The 21,162-nt window shown below is 70.6% G+C and carries 13 protein-coding genes; 7 read left to right on the top strand and 6 right to left on the bottom strand.

Annotated elements, in window-relative coordinates; translation table 11 throughout:
* Positions 1–68 precede the first annotated feature (68 nt).
* The 5 genes from FM051_RS44295 to FM051_RS44275 all read left to right on the top strand — a co-directional run bounded on the left by FM051_RS44295 (position 69) and on the right by FM051_RS44275 (position 4,990).
* Positions 69–974, top strand: coding sequence for a dihydrodipicolinate synthase family protein (locus tag FM051_RS44295; protein WP_158853098.1), 906 nt, complete (start codon positions 69–71; stop codon positions 972–974).
* Positions 975–1,048: 74 nt separating this feature from the next.
* Positions 1,049–2,050 carry a proline racemase family protein gene (locus tag FM051_RS44290; protein ID WP_158853097.1) on the top strand — a complete coding sequence of 334 codons (1,002 nt, stop codon included), beginning with the start codon at positions 1,049–1,051 and terminating at the stop codon, positions 2,048–2,050.
* Positions 2,051–2,074: 24 nt separating this feature from the next.
* Complete coding sequence (locus tag FM051_RS44285) at positions 2,075–3,226, top strand: NAD(P)/FAD-dependent oxidoreductase (protein ID WP_158853096.1); 1,152 nt, start codon at positions 2,075–2,077, stop codon at positions 3,224–3,226.
* The gene (locus tag FM051_RS44280) at positions 3,223–3,516 is read left to right on the top strand and encodes a (2Fe-2S)-binding protein (protein ID WP_158853095.1); all 294 of its coding nucleotides are present in this window, start codon (positions 3,223–3,225) and stop codon (positions 3,514–3,516) included. The genes FM051_RS44285 and FM051_RS44280 overlap by 4 nt, the downstream gene beginning before the upstream one ends.
* Positions 3,509–4,990 (top strand): FAD/NAD(P)-dependent oxidoreductase, encoded by a 1,482-nt coding sequence (locus tag FM051_RS44275; RefSeq protein ID WP_158853094.1) that lies wholly within the window; start codon positions 3,509–3,511, stop codon positions 4,988–4,990. The genes FM051_RS44280 and FM051_RS44275 overlap by 8 nt, the downstream gene beginning before the upstream one ends.
* Here FM051_RS44275 and FM051_RS44270 read toward each other — a convergent pair.
* The 5 genes from FM051_RS44270 to FM051_RS44250 form a co-directional block, all read right to left on the bottom strand.
* Positions 4,987–7,983: a beta-L-arabinofuranosidase domain-containing protein gene (locus FM051_RS44270; RefSeq protein ID WP_158853093.1), complete on the bottom strand. Its 2,997-nt coding sequence runs from the start codon at positions 7,981–7,983 to the stop codon at positions 4,987–4,989. The two genes, FM051_RS44275 and FM051_RS44270, sit on opposite strands and share 4 nt — an antisense overlap.
* A gap of 468 nt (positions 7,984–8,451) precedes the next feature.
* Positions 8,452–9,318: a hypothetical protein gene (locus FM051_RS44265; RefSeq protein WP_158853092.1), complete on the bottom strand. Its 867-nt coding sequence runs from the start codon at positions 9,316–9,318 to the stop codon at positions 8,452–8,454.
* A 722-nt stretch (positions 9,319–10,040) separates the two neighbouring features.
* Positions 10,041–11,570, bottom strand: a complete 1,530-nt coding sequence (locus FM051_RS44260) for an MFS transporter (RefSeq protein WP_158853091.1) — start codon at positions 11,568–11,570, stop codon at positions 10,041–10,043.
* Positions 11,571–11,968: 398 nt separating this feature from the next.
* On the bottom strand, positions 11,969–12,880 hold the full coding sequence (locus FM051_RS44255; RefSeq protein WP_158853090.1) for a hypothetical protein: 912 nt from the start codon (positions 12,878–12,880) through the stop codon (positions 11,969–11,971).
* Between the two features lie 5 nt (positions 12,881–12,885).
* On the bottom strand, positions 12,886–13,230 hold the full coding sequence (locus FM051_RS44250) for a hypothetical protein (protein WP_158853089.1): 345 nt from the start codon (positions 13,228–13,230) through the stop codon (positions 12,886–12,888).
* Between the two features lie 52 nt (positions 13,231–13,282).
* Between FM051_RS44250 and FM051_RS44245 the strand changes: the two genes are divergently transcribed.
* On the top strand, positions 13,283–17,089 hold the full coding sequence (locus FM051_RS44245) for a CHAT domain-containing protein (protein ID WP_158853088.1): 3,807 nt from the start codon (positions 13,283–13,285) through the stop codon (positions 17,087–17,089).
* Here FM051_RS44245 and FM051_RS44240 read toward each other — a convergent pair.
* Positions 17,070–18,143, bottom strand: a complete 1,074-nt coding sequence (locus tag FM051_RS44240; RefSeq protein WP_420803663.1) for a P-loop ATPase, Sll1717 family — start codon at positions 18,141–18,143, stop codon at positions 17,070–17,072. The genes FM051_RS44245 and FM051_RS44240 overlap by 20 nt on opposite strands.
* Positions 18,144–18,184: 41 nt before the next feature.
* Between FM051_RS44240 and FM051_RS44235 the strand changes: the two genes are divergently transcribed.
* The gene (locus FM051_RS44235; protein ID WP_158853086.1) at positions 18,185–21,061 is read left to right on the top strand and encodes a tetratricopeptide repeat protein; all 2,877 of its coding nucleotides are present in this window, start codon (positions 18,185–18,187) and stop codon (positions 21,059–21,061) included.
* The last annotated feature ends 101 nt before the right edge of the window (positions 21,062–21,162 follow it).

The raw sequence follows: 21,162 nt of genomic DNA, 5'->3' as shown, positions 1-21,162 counted from the left end.
CCGGTGGCTGCTCCCGAACAGTGCGATGTCACGTACCACTTGATTCCGATCCCCCTTTGGAGATGGTGATGACGGACAACTCCCGGCCGTGGCGCGGCGTGCACGTCGCGACGGCCCTGCCCTTCCTCGACGACCTGAGCGTGGACTTCGACGGCTACGCCGAACACGTCACCTGGCTCGCCGCGAACGGCGTCGACGGGGTGACCCCCAACGGCTCGCTCGGCGAGTACCAGACGCTCACGCCGCAGGAGCGGGAGCGGGTCGTCACCACGGCGGTGCAGGCCGCACCGGAGGGCTTCCGCGTCATGCCCGGTGTCGCCGCCTACGGGGCGCGGGAGGCACGCCGTTGGGCGGAGCAGGCCGCCGAAGCGGGCGCGCAGTCGGTGCTCCTGCTGCCGCCCAACGCCTACCGGGCCGACCGGGCGGCGGTGGTCGAGCACTACCGCGAAGTGGCCAAGGCAGGGCTGCCGGTCGTGGCCTACAACAACCCCTACGACACCAAGGTGGACCTCGGACCGGAGTTGTTGGCCGAGCTGCACGGCGAAGGCCTGATCGTGGCGGTCAAGGAGTTCACCGGCGACGTGCGGCGCGCGTACGAGCTGCGTGAACGGGCACCCGCCCTGGACCTGCTCGTCGGCAGCGACGACGTGCTGCTCGAACTCGGACTCGCCGGTGCCGTGGGCTGGATCGCCGGCTACCCCAACGCCCTGCCGGTGTCCACGATGAAGCTCTACCGGCTGGTGACCTCCGGCGACGTCGCCGACCTGGCCGAGGCCTTGCCGCTCTACCGGGACCTGCACGCGCTGCTGCGCTGGGACTCCAAGACGGAGTTCGTGCAGGCGATCAAGCTGTCCATGGACGTCGTCGGGCGCAGGGGAGGCCCGTGCCGCCCGCCGCGCCTGCCGCTGGACCCGCACGTCGCCAAGACGATCCGGGACGACACGGACGCCGCCGTCCAGAAGGGCTACCGGTAGCCGATGACATCGCGCCATCGTGAGCACAGCGCGGCGGAGGCCACCGCCGCGTCGACCGACCCGGAGGTCCCGGCATGAGGTCCAGCAGGGTCATCAGCGCGGTGGACTCGCACACCGAAGGCATGCCCACCCGGGTGATCACCGGCGGCATCGGCGTGATCCCCGGCGCCACCATGGCCGAACGCAGGCAGTGGTTCAGCGAGCACTCCGACCACCTGCGCACCATGTTGATGTTCGAGCCGCGCGGCCACGCGGCGATGAGCGGCAGCGTCCTGCAACCGCCGACCCGGCCGGACGCCGACTTCGGCGTGCTGTTCATCGAGGTCTCCGGCATGTTGCCGATGTGCGGCCACGGCGCCATCGGCACCGCGACCGTGCTGGTCGAGACGGGCATGGTGCCGGTGACGGAGCCGGTCACCACCATCCGGCTGGACACCCCGGCCGGGCTCGTGATCGCCGACGTCGAAGTCCTGGACGGGCACGCGCGGTCCGTGACCATCCGCAACGTGCCGTCCTTCGCGCACGGGCTGGACCGCGTGGTGGCGGTGCCGGGCTTCGGCGAGGTGCCCTACGACATCGCCTTCGGCGGCAACTTCTACGCCATCGTCGACCTCGACCGCCTCGGCCTGCCGTTCGACCGCGCGGCCAAGCAGCAACTGCTGGACGCCGGCCTGGCGATCATGGCGGCGGTCAACGAGCAGGACCTCCCCGTCCACCCCGGCCGCCCCGACATCAGCGGCTGCCACCACGTCTACCTGAAGGCTCCCGGCTCCACCGCGCGCCACTCCCGGCACGCCATGGCGATCCACCCCGGCTGGTTCGACCGGTCGCCGTGCGGCACCGGCACCAGTGCGCGGATGGCACAACTGCACGCACGCGGCGAACTCCCGTTGGACACCGACTTCGTCAACGAATCCTTCATCGGCACCACGTTCACCGGACGGCTCGTCGAGCAGGTCGAGGTGGACGGTGTCACCGCCGTCGTGCCCACCATCACCGGCCGCGCGTGGGTGACCGGCACCGCCAATTACCTGCTCGACCCGACGGACCCGTTCCCCGCCGGGTTCCTGCTGTAAGCCCAGAGGAGGCACGGAGGAGGCATGAGGCGGACCGCGGACGTCGTGGTGGTCGGCGCCGGCGCGGTCGGCGCGGCGTGCGCCTACTTCGCGGCGCGGGCGGGGCTGGACGTCCAGGTCGTGGAGCGCGGCCGGGTCCTCGGTGGCACGTCCAGCGCCTGCGAGGGCAACGTCCTGGTGTCCGACAAGGAGGTCGGGCCCGAACTGGACCTCGCGCGGTACTCGAACCGGGTGTGGCGCGAAGACCTCGGCGAGTTCGGCGGGCTGTGGGAGTTCGAGGCCAAGGGCGGACTGGTGGTGGCGGCCACCGACAGCGGAGCCCGCGGTCTGGCCGAGCTGGCCGGGGGGCAACGGGCGGCGGGCGTCGTGGCCGAGGACGTGGCCGAGGACGACATCGCGTCGTTCGAACCGAACATCCGCCAGGGCCTGCGCGCGGCCGTGCACTACCCGCAGGACGCGCAACTGCAACCCATGCTCATGACCGCGCACCTGCTGCGCCTGACGAGGCAACGCGGTGGAGCGGTGGCCACCGGCACGCCCGTGACCGGCTACCTCCGCGACGGCGACCGGGTGACCGGGGTGCGCACACCGCGCGGCGACGTCTCGGCCGCACACGTGGTCAACGCGGCGGGTCCGTGGCTGTCCGAGGTGGCCGCGCTGGCCGGTGTGGACGTGCCGGTGCTGCCCCGGCGCGGATTCGTGCTCGTCACCGAACCGCGACCGAAAACCGTGCACCACAAGGTGTACGCGGCCGAGTACGTGGCCGGCACGCAGAGCTCCGACACCGGCCTGCAGACGTCCCCGGTGGTCGAGGGCACGCCCAGCGGCACGATCCTGATCGGCTCCTCGCGGGAACGCGTCGGCTTCGACCGGACGGTGGCGCTGCCGGTGCTGCGGGAGCTGGCGGCGAAGGCCGTCGACCTGTTCCCCGTGCTCGCCGGCGTCCAGGTGCTGCGCGCCTACCTGGGTTTCCGCCCGTACTGCCCGGACCACCTGCCGGTCATCGGCCCCGACCCGCGCGCGCCCGGCCTGTGGCACGCGGGTGGGCACGAGGGCGCGGGCATCGGCCTGTCGGCCGGCACCGGGAAGCTGCTGGCCCAAGCCTTGGCAGGGCACCACACCGACATCGAGCTCGCGCCCTTCGACCCGGCGCGGTTCGCGACGGAGACGACGTGACGGAACCGGTGGAGTTCACATTGGACGGTCGGCCGCTGTCGGCGGTGGCCGGGCAGAGCGTGGCCGCGGCCTTGATCGACGCGGGCGTCCGGTCGTGGCGGACCACGCGCCTGCGCGGCAGGCCCCGCGGCGTCTTCTGCGGCATCGGGGTGTGTTTCGACTGTCTGATCACCGCGGACGGTCGGACCGGGGTGCGTGCGTGCCTGCTGCCCGTGGCCGAAGGCATGACCCTCGTCTCGGAGACCAGTGACTCGGAGACCAGTGACTCGGGGGCCGGTGGCGATGACTGACCGCTTCGACCTCGCCGTGGTCGGCGCGGGTCCCGCAGGGCTCGCCGCCGCCGTAACAGCTGCCGAGCAGGGACTGAGAGTGGGCCTGGTCGACGCCGCCGCCCGCCCCGGCGGGCAGTACTGGCGGCACCCCGCCGAGAGCGTTTCCCAGCGCGACGGGCACGGCACGCGGACGTTCCGCGACCTCCGGCGTCGGCTGCGGGCGCTGCGTGATCGCGGTGTCCTGACCTACCTGCCGGACCGGCAGGTGTGGTTCGTGGAGCGCGACGAGGACGGCCACGTCCTGCGGTTCACCGGCACGACCACCGCCGCCGGGGGCGTGCTGCGCTCCCGTGCGCTGGTGCTGTGCCCCGGCGGCTACGACCGCCAGCTTCCCGTGCCCGGCTGGGACCTACCCGGGGTGATGGCCGCCGGCGGGGTCCAGGCGCTGCTCAAGGGCAACCGGACGCTCGCCGGGCGGCGGGCGGTCATAGCCGGCACCGGGCCGTTCCTGCTGCCGGTCGCGACCGCGCTCGCCGACGCGGGGGTCGAGGTGGTGGCGGTGTGCGAGGCCAACCACGTGACCGGCTGGGCGCGGAACCCGCTCGGCGCGATGGCGGTCCCCACCAAGGCCGTCGAGGCGCTCGGCTACGCCGCGGCCCTGCTGCGGCACCGCGTCCCGTACCGGATGCGCACGGCGGTCACCGCGATCCACGGCACCGAGGAGGTGGAGGCCGTCACGTTGTCCGCCGTGGACGCGGAGGGCCGGGTGATCACCGACCGCGGGCGGGTCGAGGTGGACCTCGTCGCCCTGGGCTGGGGGTTCACGCCGTCGCTGGAGCTGGTGACGGCGGTGGGTGCGGACACACGCAAGGACGTCGACGGTTCGCTCGTGGCGTGCGTGGACGAATGGCAGCGTGCCAGTGCGCCCGGCGTGTACGTGGCCGGGGAGGCGACCGGTGTCGGAGGTGCGGAGCTCGCGGTCGCCGAGGGTGAACTGGCGGGCCTCACCGCCGCGTCCGACCTGGGCGGGCGACGTCCGGCCAGGCGGGTGCGCGAACTGCCGGTGCGCGGACTGCGGGTGGGCGGACTGCGGGTGGGCCGACTGCGGGCGGCGATTCGCCGACGTCGCGCGTTCGCCACCGCCATGCACCTGGCGCATCCCGTGCCGGCCGCGTGGCCGGATTGGCTGACCCCGGAGACGACGGTGTGTCGCTGCGAGGAAGTCACCGCGGGCGAGGTGTGCCGTGCGCGGGACGACCTGGGTGCGGTGGACGTGCGTACCGTCAAGCTGCTCGCCCGACCCGGCATGGGTTGGTGCCAGGGCAGGATCTGCGGCTACGCCACGGCGGTGCTGGCTGCCGCGGGTTCCGGCGACCAACCGTCCGCCGACGACCTCCGGTCACTGGCCCACCGCTCCATCTGCGCACCCGTTTCCTTGGCCGAGCTGGCCGACTCGCATCCCGACTCGCCGCCTCCCGACCACCAGCCCTAGGGACGCAGGCTGTCCTCGGCACGCTCCGCGGCGGCGATCACGGCCCGGCGGTCCTCCCGGGTGAAGCGGCCCCGTGCCTGCCACTCCCCCGACACGTCCCGGACCCGGCGGACGAAACGGCCGTGGTTCGCGAACGGGGCTGCCGCCCAGACGCGGTCGAGGAACGAGAAACCGTCGTCGTCCACCGTCTCGTTCGACACACCGGAGTCGACCGACCCGAACACCACGGTCGGCTCCACCCGCTTGAAGTAGATGTGGTGCGCGTCGTCGATGCCGATGTAGAGCGGCCGCAACGTGTGGTCGTGCGTGCTGAAGAAGTTCGGCTGTCCCAGCGGGCTGACCGCCGCACCGAGGTCGCCGTCGAGCTTGAGGTGCCGGTAGAACGAGAAGGTCCGCCAGGTCCGGGAGTTGTCCAGTGCCGGGAGCACCAGCGGCCCGTTGAACAGGCTCTGGACCGTCGGATCGTCGAGCGCCCGCTCGACGCGCAGGCTGAACGGCACCGAGATCTCGATCCGGTCCCCCGGCGACCAGAACCGTTGCACGCTGAGATACGTGCCGGGAACGGCCTTCACGTGCTGCGGGACGCCGTTGATCGTGACCGCGAAGCCCTTCCGGACCCACGTCGGCACCCGGAGTTTGATCTCCAACCGACCGCGTCCGGTGACCGTCAGCGTGCTCGTCTGCGCCCGGGGGAAGTCCGTCTCCTGGGAGACGGTGAAGCCCTTCTCCTCCCACCGCAGGGTCGAGGCGATGTAGAGGTTGACGTAGAGGGCCTTGCCGTCGGCCGACCGGAAGTAGATCGAGTCCTGGTACTTGGTGTGGTTCTCCAGGCCCGTGCCACCGCAGCAGGTGCCGAGGTTGCCGAACCACCTCGTGGCGCCGGGGTGCGCAGGCAGGAAGTAGGTCACCAGCGGCTCGGAATCGCTGTCCTCGTCTTGCCGGGAACCGAGGATGTGGTTCAGGAGACCCCGTTCGTAGTAGTCCATGTACGCCGGGTCCGGGTCGTGGAAGAACAGGTTCCTGGTCAGCTTGAGGAGGTTGTAGGTGGAGCAGGTCTCTCCGCCGCCACTGCCCGAGTCGGTCTCGGGTCGCATCTGGTAGGTCAGCGAGCCGGCGATGTCGTCGCGCGGCTGGAACAGCTCGGCGTTGGTGTTCTGGGGGTGGCCTTCTCCCGCCGCGTACTGGCCGCCGGCCGAGCCGTGGCTGAACATGCGGTGCGGCACGACCATGTGCCAGAAGTTCTCCGCCGCCGTGAAGTACTCCCGGCCGGCGGGGTTCTGCTCGAAGACGCGCAGGTAGCCGATGAACTGCGGCACGTGCTGGTTGACGTGGATACCCCGCAGCACATCCCGGTTCTCCACGGCCGCGGGGAACACCGTGCGGCGGTTGTCGAAACACTTCGCCGTCTCGAGATAGGCGTCCTTGCGGGCCGGGTCGTTCTCGATGGCGGCGAGGTGGGCCATGTTCTCGTTCATCCCGCCGTACTCACCGGCGATGTGCAGCGACCACATCCGGTTCAGCCGCTCCCGGTCCACTACGGACAACCGGCTGTGCACCCAGTCGCCCGCCTTGCGGGCGATCTCCAGTGCCCGTGCACTTCCGGCCAGGTGGTACGCGTCGAGCAGACCTCGCACGATCTTGTGAAGGGTGTAGTACGGCGCCCAGATACCGGCGCCGCTGTAGTTCGTGAACTCCTCCAGCCTGATGAACTGGGCCTCGGTGTACGCCGACAGGAACCCGGCGTGCCGCCGCCCGTCGGTGGCGCCGAAGAACTCGCCGTCGTTGCCTCGCCCAGACGAGTCCACAATGGACTTACCAGGTACCTCGTCGAATCGGTACCACACCACCAGGTCGGTGGTGCCCACCGCGTCGGCGTTCTGCGCGACGGCGGCGACTTCGGCGCCGGTGAGGGCGCGGCCGAAGATCTGGAACTCGTCGAGCGTCCCGTTCAGGAACTTGATGTTGGCCTGCGGGAACTGGGCCCGGCCGATCCAGTTGGTGGTGTCGCCCAGGTCGGCCGGGCGGAGGTCGATGGTGCCGGTACCGGCGGCCACGCCGTCGACGTAGACGGTGCCGACGTTGCCGGCCTTGGTGACGGCGACGTGCGCCCAGGTGTTCGCAGCCAGCTGCGTGGTGGCGTCGACGCGCTGCTCGCCGGCGCTGCCGCTGGTCGTGATCGCGAACCGCGGGCCACCACTGGAGGTGTGCGCGGACAGGTACATCCGGACCGTCGAGTCGGCGGCGCTGTCTCCCGGCCGGCCGAAGTCGAAGATCCGCGCGTCCGCGTCCCGGACCGCCAGGTTGACCCAGGTGGCCACGGTGAAGTCGGTCAGCCCGGTCGTGACGCCGGCAGGCGCGGCGATGTGGTCCGCGTCGCCGGTGACGTGTCCGTTCGGGGTGCCGGTCAACCGGATCGCCGTGCCGGACCGGCCGGTCACCCTGGGAGTCGGCCGGCTCGCGGCGGCGGCCAGCGCGTCCTGGCACTCGCCCAGGGCCGTGACCATGTAGTCGAGCTTGTCCTTGAAGATCTGCTCACCGGTCGACGCGTAGGCCTGCGCCAGCAGCGTCAGGAAATGGCCGGTGTAGTGACCGCGCAGGTTTCCGTCCGGACTCTCCCAGCTGCCGATCGGGACGGCGCCCTTGTGGTCGAGCCCGGCGTTGACGCGGAAGCTGCGCAGCATCCGGTCGGGACCGCGCCGGTCGTCGCGGACGCCGTTCACGACGCTCGGCCCGTACTCGCGGGCGAAGTGGAGCAGGCGGTCGCGCTTCTCCCGGAACACGCTGTCGCCGAGGGTCACCTGGCCCAGGTCGAACGGCCGCACTCGCCAGCTGCGCGGGTCGGGGAAGCCGTTCGACGGGGCCGGACTCGGCGGTGTGGCCGCTCCGGCGGGCTGGGCGTGCGCCTGACCGGGCAGTAACGGCAGAGCTGCCGGGGCCGCGGCGGCCAACGCACCCATTCGGAGGACTCGGCGCCGGGAGAAATCCTTGTTCATCCAGTTCTCCACCATCATTGGTGCCAGATGACATGCAGGGTGCACGACGTTACTGACGCCCGAAATGGAGCGTCAAGGGTGCGCCCGAAGGGGAATCACCCCCGACACCGCGTCTTGTTCCACAGCAGTCCGATGTGGACCGTTTCCGCGGTCCGCCGACCATGGACCGAAAAGGTTTCGTGTCGTACTTTGCAGATAACCGACATCGGCGAGCACCGGAGGAGCGTGCGTGCGATGAGGTTGGCCGCAGCACCCACCCGCCCACGACCCACGGCAATCACCGACCCGAACACGCTCACCCACCTCGACGTCGGACGACAAGATCGGCCGGCATCCTCCACGAGTACCACCACGCCGCTTGACCAGCACGGACGAGGTATCGGCACCTACCTACACCAGCCGAGGCGGTGGCCGGAGTGGGGCTGTCCCGCCCCGAACAGTGCAACCCGGTAGGCGCATGCCCGGTGTTCACGGCGTTCGTGTGGCTGCCAGGTCCACCAGGCCGGGGCGGTCGAGCACGTCGAGTCGCTGGTCGCCCTGCGGGCCGGAGCGCGCGACCAGACCACGCCGTTCCAGGAGGCCCATCGCCTTCCTGAGCCTCTCGGTCACCAGCGAGCCCTTGCCCCTGGCCGCGAAGTCGGCCTTCTCCTCGGGCGTCAGGGTCGGCGCGACCTTCTTCTTCCACACGTCCAGCAGGTCGGCGCGCGCGACCGACGTCGTGTCACCGGTCAGGTCCACAATGATCTCGGCCAGCACGCGCCCGTGACCGTCCTGCTGCGCCGCGTGGTGCTTGACCAGCGCCTCCAACGACGTGCGGCTCGTCGCGCCGGTCGTGCCCGGCACGTCGAGCGTCGTCAGCCGCGTCCACAACGCCCGATCGGCCTCGGTGGGCTCGCCCCCTTCGCCGAGCACGGCGGCCCGGTGGGTGTCGATCGCGGCGCCCAGGGTGATCACCAGGCTCATCAGCTCGTCGCGGACGTCGTCGCCGCGCAGCCGGCGCACCTGGGAGGCGATCAGCCGGTGCTGCTCCCGCACCAGTGCCTCGAAGTGCGCGGTCTTCTTGGCCCGCTCGCCGTCCTCGGCGAGGTCGCGGTCGTGGTCGGCCCGGGTGATCTCCCTCGCCGACAACCGCGCACGCGCGGTGTCGCGCTCGGCCTTCCGGTGCGCGCGGTCCACCGCAATCCGGTCCAGCATCGCCAGCAACACCCGGTCGGTCTGCTCGACGTAGGCGTCGGAAGCCAGGTGCCGCCACACCTCGGGGTCGCGGCTGCGCAGCGCGTTGTTGACGAACCGGTCCGCGGCTTGGTCGTCGTCGGGCTCGTAGGGCAGTGCCACAGTGTCAGTCCTTCATCGTGCGGTCATGGGAGGCCGGCAGGCCGTCCGGCTCCACCGTGTCGATCACGATCAGCCGGTGGGCATCCGGATGCGCGGACGCACGAACAGGAGTCGTCGTGCGAGCTGATACCCGTATTGTCCCAGCCCGACGTCCAGCGCCTCGCGCCAGTCCGAAACCGGGCCCTCGACGTCGCGGTGGTCGGCGCAGCGGCCGACGCCGCCTGACCGGCAGAACGCGACCACACTGCGACCACAACAGCCCGAAAACGACACCAGCGGGCCCGCTCCGAAAGGCAAACCCGCTGGTCAATGGCCGTCGGGACGACAGGATTTGAACCTGCGCCCCCCTTGACCCGGCGGCGCGTTCGGCCTGCACGTACAGGTCCCGGTCGATCAGGACGTGCCCGGCGGTAGTGGCGTACGAGGCGTAGACCGCGACGATCGCGTTCTCGATCCGTCCGGCCGTGCCGGTGCACTGCCGCCCGGGGTCAGGTGCCGGGCGACGAAGCCGCATACCACATCCCTGACGGCGTCCTCGTTCCACCCCCGCAAGCAGGTGCTGAAGCCGTTACGGCCGTGAATGTCCCACGGCCTGCCGCCGGCGCCCAGCAGTTGCCCGCGGGATGCCGCGCGTGGGGTTGGCCGGGGCGCGGAGACGCCCGGCGGGGCCGTCGTCCAGCCTTGTTCGAAGAGAGCGCACATCTGGCTCGGTACCAGAACGATCAGGGGTTCTCCAGGACGGGAACCGGCTTTTCGGCGGCCACCGGGCGAGTCCGGCGCAGCGCGATCATGCCGACCACCGCGAACACCACGACAATCGCAGCACCGATACCGGCAACGGTGTGCAGTCCGGACGAGAAGGCATCCCGTGCGGTGGCAAGCAAACCGTCCGCCAGCGAACCGGGAAGAGTGCCCGCCGCCTGCAGGGCACCGGCCATGCTGTCCGTCGCCAACGCGGCGGCCTCGGCGGGTACCTGTGCGGGAACGGCGACCTGGTCGCGGTAGACGGCCGTGCCGACGCTGCCGAACACCGCGATTCCCATGGCGATACCGAATTCGGCGCTGGTCTCCGACATCGCCGAAGCAGCACCGGCCTTCTGCGGTGGAACCGAGTTCACCACCATCTCGGTGCACAGCACGCCCTGCGGCCCCATCCCGAAGCTGGCGATCGACATGCCCACCACTACGAACGCCACCCCGCCGGCACCGGTGGCCTGCGTGAACAGCACGATCCCGCCTGCCGCGACCAGCATCCCGAAACCGAGCACGAACTCCGGCCGGAACCGCTGCGCCAGCCGCGGCGCGATCAGCGAGCCGACCACCACGGCACCGGCCTGCGGTACCAGCAAGAGCCCGGCTTCCACCGCGGTCAGCCCGGCGACCATCTGCAGGTACTGGCTGACCAGGAGGAAGACACCGCCCATGGTGAGCGCGCCGACCAGCATGATGCTCACCGCCGCGCTGAACGCCCGCACCCGGAACAGCTTCAGGTCCAGCATCGGGTCGGCCAGGCTGCGCTGACGGCGGACGAACACCACGCCGACCGCCACGCCCACGGCGAGCACGACCACCTTGACCAACGACACGCCGTCCTTGGCGGTCTCCTTGAGGGCGTAGACGATCGGCAGGATCGCGCCCAGCGACAGTGCCACGCTCGCCAGATCGAGCCGCCCCGCGGCGGTGTCGCGGTACTCCGGCAGCAGCTTCGGCGCGGTGGCCAGCAGCAGGACCATGACCGGCACGGCCATCAGGAACACCGAGCCCCACCAGAAGTGCTCCAGCAGCACACCACCGACCACCGGCCCGATCACCATGCCGCCCATGAAGCAGCTCATCCACACCGCGATCGCGGTCCCGCGCTGCTTGGGGTCCTGGAACATGTTGCTGATCAGCGCCAGCGTGGACGGCATCAGCGTCGCTCCGGCGACCCCGAGCACGGCCCGTGCCCCGATCAGCATCTCCGGACTGGAGGTGAAAGCCGCCACGATCGACGCCACGCCGAAGGCGGCACCGCCGGCCATCAGCAGTTTCCGCCGGCCGATCCGGTCGCCCAGGGTACCCATCGTGACCAGGAAACCAGCGATCATGAAGCCGTAGATGTCGATGATCCACAGCAGTTGGGTGCTACTCGGCCGCAGATCGGCGGCCAGGTGCGGGACTGCCAGGTGCAGCACGCTCATGTCCAGCGACAACAGCAGCGTCGGCAGCGCCAGCACCGCCAGCCCCAACCACTCGCGTCGTCCTGCCCTCATCGTCGTCTCCCGAGGTCTCGATCGTCTCCTGTCACCCCTTCGACGAACGGCGCAGGCCCAGATCGACATCGCGGGCCGAAAATAGTCGAAGAAATTTTCCGCGGGCTACCATCACTCCAAGCGACATTCGACGACAGAGAGTGCCGATGCCTGCCGGACGCACCACGATCGTTGCGACACGGACCTCGACGTCCCAGCGCTCACGGCTGGGCCCTCGCGACCGGTGACCCGCCCACGGCGAAATTGGCGGCCCACCCGCGTGCCACCCGGCGGGGATCGGGGTCGCCGCTGCTGTCCAGCACGACTCGGCGATCCGACGGGCACGGTCGACGTCGCCGTTGATGCCGCCGTCCGGACCGGGCCAGGGCAGGAACACCACCGGGTCCGTAGGAGATCTCCTACCGGCCCTTCCGCACGAGGTCGGTGACCTGGTCCCCCTCGGAGAGGGTGAGCGGGCCGCTGCTTTCGGCCGGGTCGCCGATGCCGAGGGCGTGTGCCAACGTGCGGCCGTGCAGGTCCACTGCGGCCTCGGTCAGGGTCGACAGGTCCGCGACGGCAGCGCGGGCGCGGACCCATCCGGTCACCCCGATCCCGGCTGCGACCAGCGCGGCCGGCCACCAGAACACGGTGAGGACGAGGTAGGGCAGCGCCCAGGTGCCAGTAGCGACCGCGGCGGCGAACGTCGCGTGGGCGGCGGTGAGTTCGGCGCGCGTGGTTTCCGGCAGCACCAGCCAGAGCCGCGACCAGCCGAAGGTGAGGTCGAGCCCATAGCGGTGGTACGCGATCGACTCGACGGCGTGGATGCGGTCGCCCATCCACGTCGGCCTTCCCGGCTCCGCCAGCGCGAGCCGGTTGGCTCGCTCAGCCACTGTGTTGATCTCGTCCTGCTGCCCGCGGGTGCGGGTGGCCGGGTGCGCCTTTTCGAGTGCCCGGCGGGCTTCGACGAGCCGGTGCCACCGCGCTCGCCGGCTCGCTGTCCGCGCAGCCGCGAGTGCCCTGAACGGGCGGTACCACTGCCCCAGCCAGACACGGCGGGTCAGGCCGGCGAGCGCCTGCACGACGAGGCCCGTGCCCGAGGCGACCAGCAGTACCGCCACGAGGAGCAGGGCCTGCGCCCCGGCCGGGAGGGCCGAGCCGCGCGCGGCGGCGCGATTGGCGTGGTCGGCGAGCAGCGGGACGTCCCACGCGTGGGACTGTCCGAGGCCGGTGGCCACCCATGCTGCGCCGAGGAAGAACGCGCCGGGTAGCACGAGCAGGCTGATCCACCGGTCGGCCAGGATCTTCGCCAGCTGTTGGAAGAAGCCGCCCACCGGCGCTACCTCCGCTCCATCGGCAGCCCGTTCACCGCGCAGCGGGGGATCGCGCCGGCGGGCGGCGGGACCGCGGTCCGGTCGCAGGCGCCGTCCGGGCACCGGAACGCCTCCGCACGGGCGTTACCAGGACCGGTACCGGGCAGGCCGGCCGAGAGCGTGCGCACGGTGGTGTCCCGGTCGGTGCCGAGCAACTGGCCCAGCAGGTCGAGCACCGGGCGGCGGGCCTGCGCCTCGACCGCGATCTTCGCCAGCAACTCCTGGCGCTGAGGCGAGTGCTGCCTGGCCTCGGTGACCAGCGCGTCGAACTCCTCGCACAGTTCCGTCAAGGCCGACCGTTCGGGATCCACCGGCCGATAGTCTCACGTCACCGACGTGACTTGGCCGGTGAGGGGTGTCCGCATGTCGTTCGAGTACTGGTTCAACCGGCTGCGGCGACGACTCAACGGTAGTCCCGCCGTCCTGCTGGACCAGACGGTTCTCACGGAGGCGGACGAGCTGTGGCGCGCCGCCCAGCCGGCCGATCCCGCCCATCCCACGCCTGACGAAGCGGCCCGGCTGGCCACCGCCGGCCAGTTGTTGGGTTGGCTGCACGTCCAGCGGTACGCCGCGCTGCCCGAGGAGTCCGGCCAGGTCGAGCTGGCCAGGGCGATCGTGTACGTCCTGTCGGCGGGCGTCCGGACCGCCGTGCCCGAGCCGCTGCGTTGGCTCCTCGGCGCCGAGGCGGACCCCGACCAGCAGTCCAGCATCGCCAACGCCCTGCTGGAGGAGGCCGTTCAGTCCGGCGACCCGGTGCTGTTCAACGCGAGCATCCAGTTGCACGACGCCTCGGTGACAGATCGCGGCCCCATGCTCGCGGTCCGCTTGTCCAACCTGAGCGCGGCCTATCGCGAGCGGTTCAAGCGAATCGGGAGTCCAGGCGACGCCGACCGGGCCGTCGAGGTCGGGGAGGCCGCGTTCGCCGCCGTCGCCGCCGGCGACCCGAACGGTGGGCTGGTGCTGTCCGAGGTCGGCGCCGCCTACGTCGCGCGGTTCGAGCAGTACGGCCGACTGTCCGATTTGGACCGGGCGATTCAGCTCGGCGAACACGCGATGGCGGATTTCCAGGTGGCCGATCCGGATCGTGCGATGGTCCTGTCCAATCTCTGCAACGCCTACCTGACACGGTTCGACCACACCGACCAACTGTCCGATGTGGACAAAGCAGTCAGGTTCGGGGAGTTGGCGGTCGCCGCTCTCGACCACGATGACCCGGACTACGCACAATCCCTGACCGATCTCGGCACCGCTCACCACGAGCGATTCGAGCGGACCGGAAACCATGCCGACCTGGAACGAGCGATCGCGTGTCACCAGCATGCGCTTGCCGCCACCCCGAACGACGATGTCGACCACGCGACCCGCCTTGCCGGCCTCGGCACGGTCTACCTGGTGCGGTACGGCCAAAGTGGCGAAGTGTCCGATCTGGACCACGGCATCACGCACCTGTGGCATGCGGTCGCCGCCGGCACCGAAGACGATCACGAGCAGGCGAAGGCCCTGACGAACCTCGGCGAAGCCTTTCGAATTCGGTTCGGGCGCTTTGGCGACGTGGCCGACCTGGACCGCGCAGTCGAATACACCGAGCGTGCGGTGAGCACAACGCCTGCCGACCACCCGGACCGGGCGCTGCACCTGTCCAACGCCGGCACGGCCCGCTTGACGCGGTACGACCGAATGGGACAGCCGGACGACCTGGACAGAGCGATCGGGGCCTACGACCGGGCGGTCGCCGTCACACCGGCGGATCACCCCGACCGCGCGCTGTACCTGGCCAACCTGGGTGCGGCCTTCGACAAGCGGTTCGAGCGCACCGGAAACGTGTCCGACATGAACCGTGCCGTCGAAAACGTGGAGCGCGCGGTGGACGCAACACCTGCCGACCACCCGGACCGGGCGCTGCGTCTGTCGAACCTCAGCGTGACCCTGATGGCACTGTTCAAGCGGGTGGGTGATGTCGCCGACTTGGACCGCGCCGTCGAGGCGGCCAAGCAGGCAGTCACCACCACCCGCGCCGGCCATCCCGACCTCGCCGGATACCTGGCCAACCTCGGTGTCACCCACCGGACGCGGTCCGACCACATCGGCAGCATGGCCGACCTGGACCTGGCGATCGCCCACAACGAACACGCGGTCGACGCGACACCCACCGACCACCCGGCCCGCGCAATGCGCCTGTCCAATCTCGGGCACGCCTACCTCGAACGGCTGGAGCGCGTCGGCCTGAAGTCCGATATGGACAGAGCGATCGAAGTACTCGGGCAGGCGGTCGCGGCCACTCCGCGCGACCACGCGGACCGCGTGTTCAGCCTGTCCGGCCTGAGCCAGGCCTACCTGGCACGCGGCTACTTCACCCGGATGACGGCCGACTTCGACCGCGCCATGGACCTCGGGCACCAGGCGTTCGCCGCCACGAACGGCCCCGACCAGGCCCGGTTCCTGTCCTTCCTCGGGCATGCGTCCCACCTGCGGTGGCAGGTGACCGACGACGCGGCCGACCTCGACAAGGCGATCGAGCTCCACCAGCGCGCCGTCGAGGAAACCCCGACCGACCACCCGCTCCGGGCCGACCACCTGTATTACCTCGGGCTCAGCTACCAGAGCCGGGGAGACGCCGGCGTCGCCGAGGTCGCGGCGCGCGCGGAGCAGGCCATCGCGGCGACAACCGGGCGACCGTATTTGCGAGTGCGGGCCTGTTGGGTGTTCGGCCGGATGGCTCACGCGCTCGGCGACCTGCACACCGCGCGGCGCGCGCTGGACAAGGCGGTGAGCCTGCTGCCGTCGACCGCGGCGCGGGAGACCTCACGGGCGGACCAGGAACTCCACCTCGGCGGGAACCTCGGGCTTGTCGGCGAAGCGATCGCCGTGCACTGCGCGCTGAACGACCCGAGCGGCGCGGTCGAGGTCGGCGAGCAGGGGCGGGGCATCCTGCTGGCCGCGCAACTGAATCTCCGCACCAGCCTTGCAGGTCTCTACACCAGGTTCCCGGCGCTGGCCCGTCGCCTGCACCTCGCGCGGGAGCGCCTCAACGCCTTCGATCCGTCTACTGTGGACGGAGATGTCGTCGGCTGGAGCAAGCGGTTGTGGGCCGAGTACGACGCCGTGCTGGCGGAGGTCCACGCGCAGGGCGTCCCGGTCGCCGCGCCACCCGGTCAGGTCGAGCTGCGGCAGGCCGTCGCGGGCCGAACCGTGGTGCTGCTCAACGCCAGCCGGCTGCGTGCCGACGCGATCGTGCTCACCGCCGGCCCGCCGGTGCTGGTGCCCCTGCCAAAGCTGCGCCTGGACGACGTCGAGCGGTACGCCACAGAGCTGCGCGAGGCCACGCACGATCCCAGCCCGCTGACCGGCGAGTTGCGCCGGCAACGGGTCTTGACCGAGCTGCTCGGTTGGCTGTGGGACACCACGGTCGAACCGATCCTCGATCTCGTAGCGCCCGGCAGCCGGGTGTGGTGGCTGCCGACGGGTGTGCTCGGCCTGCTACCGCTGCACGCGGCCGGGCAGCCGGGCAAGCCTGGTGCGCTGGACCGAGTGATCTCTTCGTACGCACCCACGTTGCGCGCGCTCGCCCGATCCGGCGAGCGACCGGCGGCGGCGGCACGCCGCCAGCTCACCGTCACCCTGGAGCGCACGCCCGGCCTGGCCGACCTGCCGGCCACCACCGCCGAGGCGGCAAACCTGCCGGCCGACCTGCCGCCGCTCGTCAACGAGTGGGCCACGGTCGAGCGCGTGCGTTCCGCGTTGCATAGCGCGAGCTGGGCACACTTCGCCTGCCACGCGAGTACGAACCCCGACGCGCCGTCCATGGGTGGCCTGCACCTCCACGACGGCCTCCTGCCGATCACCGAGGTCAGCCGTCTCGACCTGCCCGAGCCGGAACTGGCGTACCTGTCCGCCTGCTCCACCGGCCACGCCGGCCCACAGCACGCCGATGAGTCGATCCACCTCGCGTCCGCGTTCCAACTCGCCGGGTTCCGACACGTCATCGCGAGCCTGTGGCCCCTCGCCGACCGCGTCGCCGCCACAGCCGCCGACCGCTTCTACCGCCGAATGCCCGCCGGCCCATCCGCCGACGGCGCGGCGCTCGCCCTGCACGAGGTCACGCGTGAACTACGCGCCGAGCACCCCAACCAGCCCCACCTGTGGGCCCCGCTCATCCACAGTGGCCCGTAGCCCATGTCGAGTCACCGGGGCTGTGGGACTCGGTTGGAACGCACTCTCTGGCCGTTGTTCGAACAATGCCGACATCTTCTTCTGCCGCTGTTGCACGTTCCGCGCACACTTGACCACTTCCGCGTACAGATGACCACCAAGTGATCACGGTGGCGGGGAAGACCTCTCCCCACAGCTCGTGCGGATCGAGCCTGCGCCCCAGGGCGACGCCTGCCCTGATCATCGCCAATTGGTGTAGTTGGCGGGCGGTCCAGTTGATGCGGATCTCGTCGCTGTGGAACTTGTCGGCGTCGCTGAAGTCAAGCGCGTCGTAGATGTCCGAACGCAGGAAGAGGACGCAACGGAGCGACTTGCCGTAGGTGAGCGCCGTGTGTTTCCCGGCCAGCAGCAATCCGATGACGAGAGCCTCGCTCTCCGACTCGCCCGACCAGACCTGCTCCAACTGGTCCACCATCACCAGCAGGCTCCCGTGTTCCTCGGTGCACCCGAGGTCGGCGAAGGCCTTCCGCACACCCGATTCGACGATCTCCAGCTGTCGGGAAGCGCGGACACCCTGGGGTGCGTTGTTCGCGTCGACGGCGACCTTCACACCGAACGCCTCCAGGGAGAACGACGACATCAGGCCACGGCCGGCCCTGGCGACCCGGTGGTACAGGTTCTCCTCGGCGAGTTCGCCGTTGTCGCGCAGGAAGCGCTCCAGAGTTCCCATCGACGACGGCCGGCGACGCCGGTGGTCGTCACCACTGGCGTGCCGTACCAGGAAACGAGCGGCGTGGACCGCGAACACGTACCGCCAGAGCAGTGCCTTGGCGGCAGGCCCGGTGAGCCCTCCCAGCACGAACCGGCGGAGTTCCTCACCGGCGGCGTCGTCGGGCGTGATCAAGCAGGTCTCCCCGGAGTTCAGGTCCCCCGTCGACAGGCGCATGCAGATCGCGCTCTTGCCTGAGCCCTTGCGCCCGATGATCAGGTTCTTGCGTCCGGTCACCACCTCGGAAACTGAATCAGGTCGCGACCGTTGCGACGTCGGGTTCGGTTCGCCGCCGTACAGGTTCACCCGACCGCCACCGCATGTATCCGCAGTTATGCGGCCCCGGCGTGGTCAACGTTGTCCACGGCGATGTGTCGGGCATGGTGGTGCAGGCCGGGGAGGTCCACGGCGGGATCCACATCCACCACCCCCGCAGCGGATCGCTACCGCTGGTTCTGCCGGCCGTACCGGCCACCGGTGTGTTCGTCGGCCGTGATGACGAGGTGCGCGAACTCCTCGACACCTGGTCGCCCGACACGCATGGAACGCGTGCGGTGTCCGTCGTGGCTGGGATGGGCGGCGTCGGCAAGACCGCGCTCGTGCACCACGCGGCCACCCTGGCGGAGCGCCGTAAGTGGTTCACGGGCGGCGTCGTGGTGGTCGACATGCTCGGCTACGACGCCGCCGACCGGCGAGTGGATCCGAGCGCGGTCTTCGCGCCGGCGTTGCGCGCACTGGGAGTGGACGAGATCCCGACGACCGCGGCCGAACAGGCGGTGGTCTACCAGCGTGTGCTGGATTCGATGGGCTCGCGGGAAGAGCGGGTCCTGCTCATCCTGGACAACGTCGCCGCCCGCGATCAGCTCGACGGCCTGCTGCCGCGCAACCCGCTGCACCGCGCCGTGGTCGCCACCCGAGACACCATCCCCCTGCCGGGCGCCCATGTGCTTGAACTGACCACGTTGGGCGCCGAGGAGGGGCGGGACCTACTGGTGCGGCTGCTCGACGACGACCCGCGTGCCACCGACGTGCCGGAGGCCACCGAGCGGCTGGTACGCCTGTGCGCCGGGCTGCCCCTGGCCGTGGGTATTGCCGCTGCCGTGTTGGCCGAGGAGCCGACGCTGACCGTCGCGGCTTTCGCCGCCGAGCTGGACGACGCCGGCATCAGGCTGGCCCGGCTGGAGCACGGTGCGTCCGCCGTGGGCACCGCCTTCGACGTGTCCTGGAGGCGGCTGCTCGCCCGTTCACCACCCGCCGCGCGACTGCTCGCACTGCTGGTCCTCGACCCCGGTCCAGGCTTGGGCACCGACGCCGCGGCTGCCCTGCTCGACGACACTCCCGCGGCGACCCTCACCCATCTGCGTGCCCTTCGTCGGGCGCACCTGCTCGAACAGCTCGACGGGCGGTGGTGGCTGCATGACCTGGTCCGCCTCCACGTCGGCGGGCAGGCCACCGCCGCACCGGATCCGGCCGCCGTGGCCCGGTTGTCGCGGCATTACCTACACGTCGCGCGGGACCGGATCCTCACGGCCGCCGACCTGCCGAACCTGACCGCAGTGGTCGCGCTCGCGGCCGCAGCAGACCTGCACGACATCGTCCTGGACCTCGTGGACGTGCTGGTGAACGAGGTACTCAACGCATGGCACACGCTCGACACCGGCATCGCTCTGGCCAACCTGGCCGTCGCGGTGGCGCAGCGGCACGACCACCGCCACGCCGAAGCCTTCACCTGGCTCGCGCGGCTCCTGTGGCTCGGCGGGCGCCTCCCGGAGGCGATCGAGGCGCAACGGCAGGCAGTCGACCTGACCCTCACCCGCGTCGAATCCGCCAATAGGATGTGTGTGCTCGGTCAATTCCTGCTCAAGGACAGGCAGGCCGAAGCGGCGGTCGAGACCTACCGGGCCGCGCTGGCCCTGTGCCGCACCGACGACCCGGTCAGGTCTCGCACGACGATCCACTCCCACCTGGCCGAAGCCCTGGTGACGCTGCACCGCCCCGACGAGGCCATCGCCACCCTGCACCAAGCGATCGATCTCGCGCGCGCACGGCAGGACACCGCCACCGAGGGCGCCCTGCTGTGCAATCTCGCCGTTGCCCTCAGCGCCGCGAACCGCGGTGCGGAGGTGATGCAGACCCTCGACCGGGCGGTCGAGGTGTGCCGAGCCTCCGGGAACACCGAGTTCGAGGCCTACGCCTGGGCCAACCTCGCCGTGCTGCACGCCCAGGTCGGTCAACGCCGCCGACTGGCTGTGGCGGCGGAAAACGCGCGCCGGCTGTACGCCTCTCTCGGCGACAAGAGCGGGCAGAGCACGCTGCTTGCCAACATCGGGATGGTCGGCGCGATGTTGGGCAGCGTCGCCCAAGGCGTCGCCGCTCATCAGCAGGTCGTCGAGATGTGCCGGGCCGCGGGGAATCGTGCCGAGGAGGGCGAGGCCCTCTTCCGGCTCGGGGTGTTCCTCACCGACAGCGGCAAATTCGGCGCGGCATGCACAGTGCACCGCAAGGCCGTCGACATCTGGCGGGAGTTGGGCAACAGCCACCGGGAAGCGCTCGAACTACGCGCCCTTGCCGGGGCCCTCGCCGCAACCGGCCGCCACACTGCCGCCGCCCGTATCGGGGAAGAGGCGATCGAGGTCCTGCTGGACACCGGTGAACGCGCCCAGGCCGCGGCGATTCGCGAGTGGCTCGACAGCGTGCCCGCCGCAATGTCACCTGTCGAGGAACCGGACGAGCCGACCCCGACCAGCGTCACGACGAACGCCACCAAGCCAGGTCTCGCCGGGTGCCTGCTCGAGTTGACGATCCCGGTGATCCCCGTGCTGGCCCACTTCGGCGCACCGTGGTGGCTGTTCGTCGGATGGGCGGTAGCCGTCCGAGTGCTCACCACGCTGGTGCCCGTGGGTAACTTGCAGAAGCACGACGAGGACCTCTCGCCGACGGCGCGGCATCTGCACTCCGTGGCGATCCGGTTGTTCACCCTGGCGCTGCTGGTGGCCGGCATCGTGACCTACCTGATCGGTGGGCCGCCCTGGCTGCTCGCCCTGTGCACCGTGCTGGTCGTGCTCAACGTCCGCCACAAGATCGGGCTGCTGCTGTTCGCGGTCATCGCCGCTGTAACGGCTTACTACACTTGGGGAACACCCTGGATGTGGGCCGCGCCGGTCGTCGCTGCGGTGGGCAGCTACGGCTTCCGCCCACCCACCCGGAAAATCGAAGTGGGCTGAGCACGAACCGGGCTTCCCCAACCGTCCTACCAACTCGTTGACCGGACTGGCCCGCGTCACTCGGCAAGCAGGCGCAGTGGTCAGCGGCGAACACCCACTGC

The organism is Saccharothrix deserti, from assembly GCF_009769385.1.
GTDB lineage: Bacteria > Actinomycetota > Actinomycetes > Mycobacteriales > Pseudonocardiaceae > Actinosynnema > Actinosynnema deserti.
This window is presented reverse-complemented; position numbering and strand designations above follow the sequence as displayed.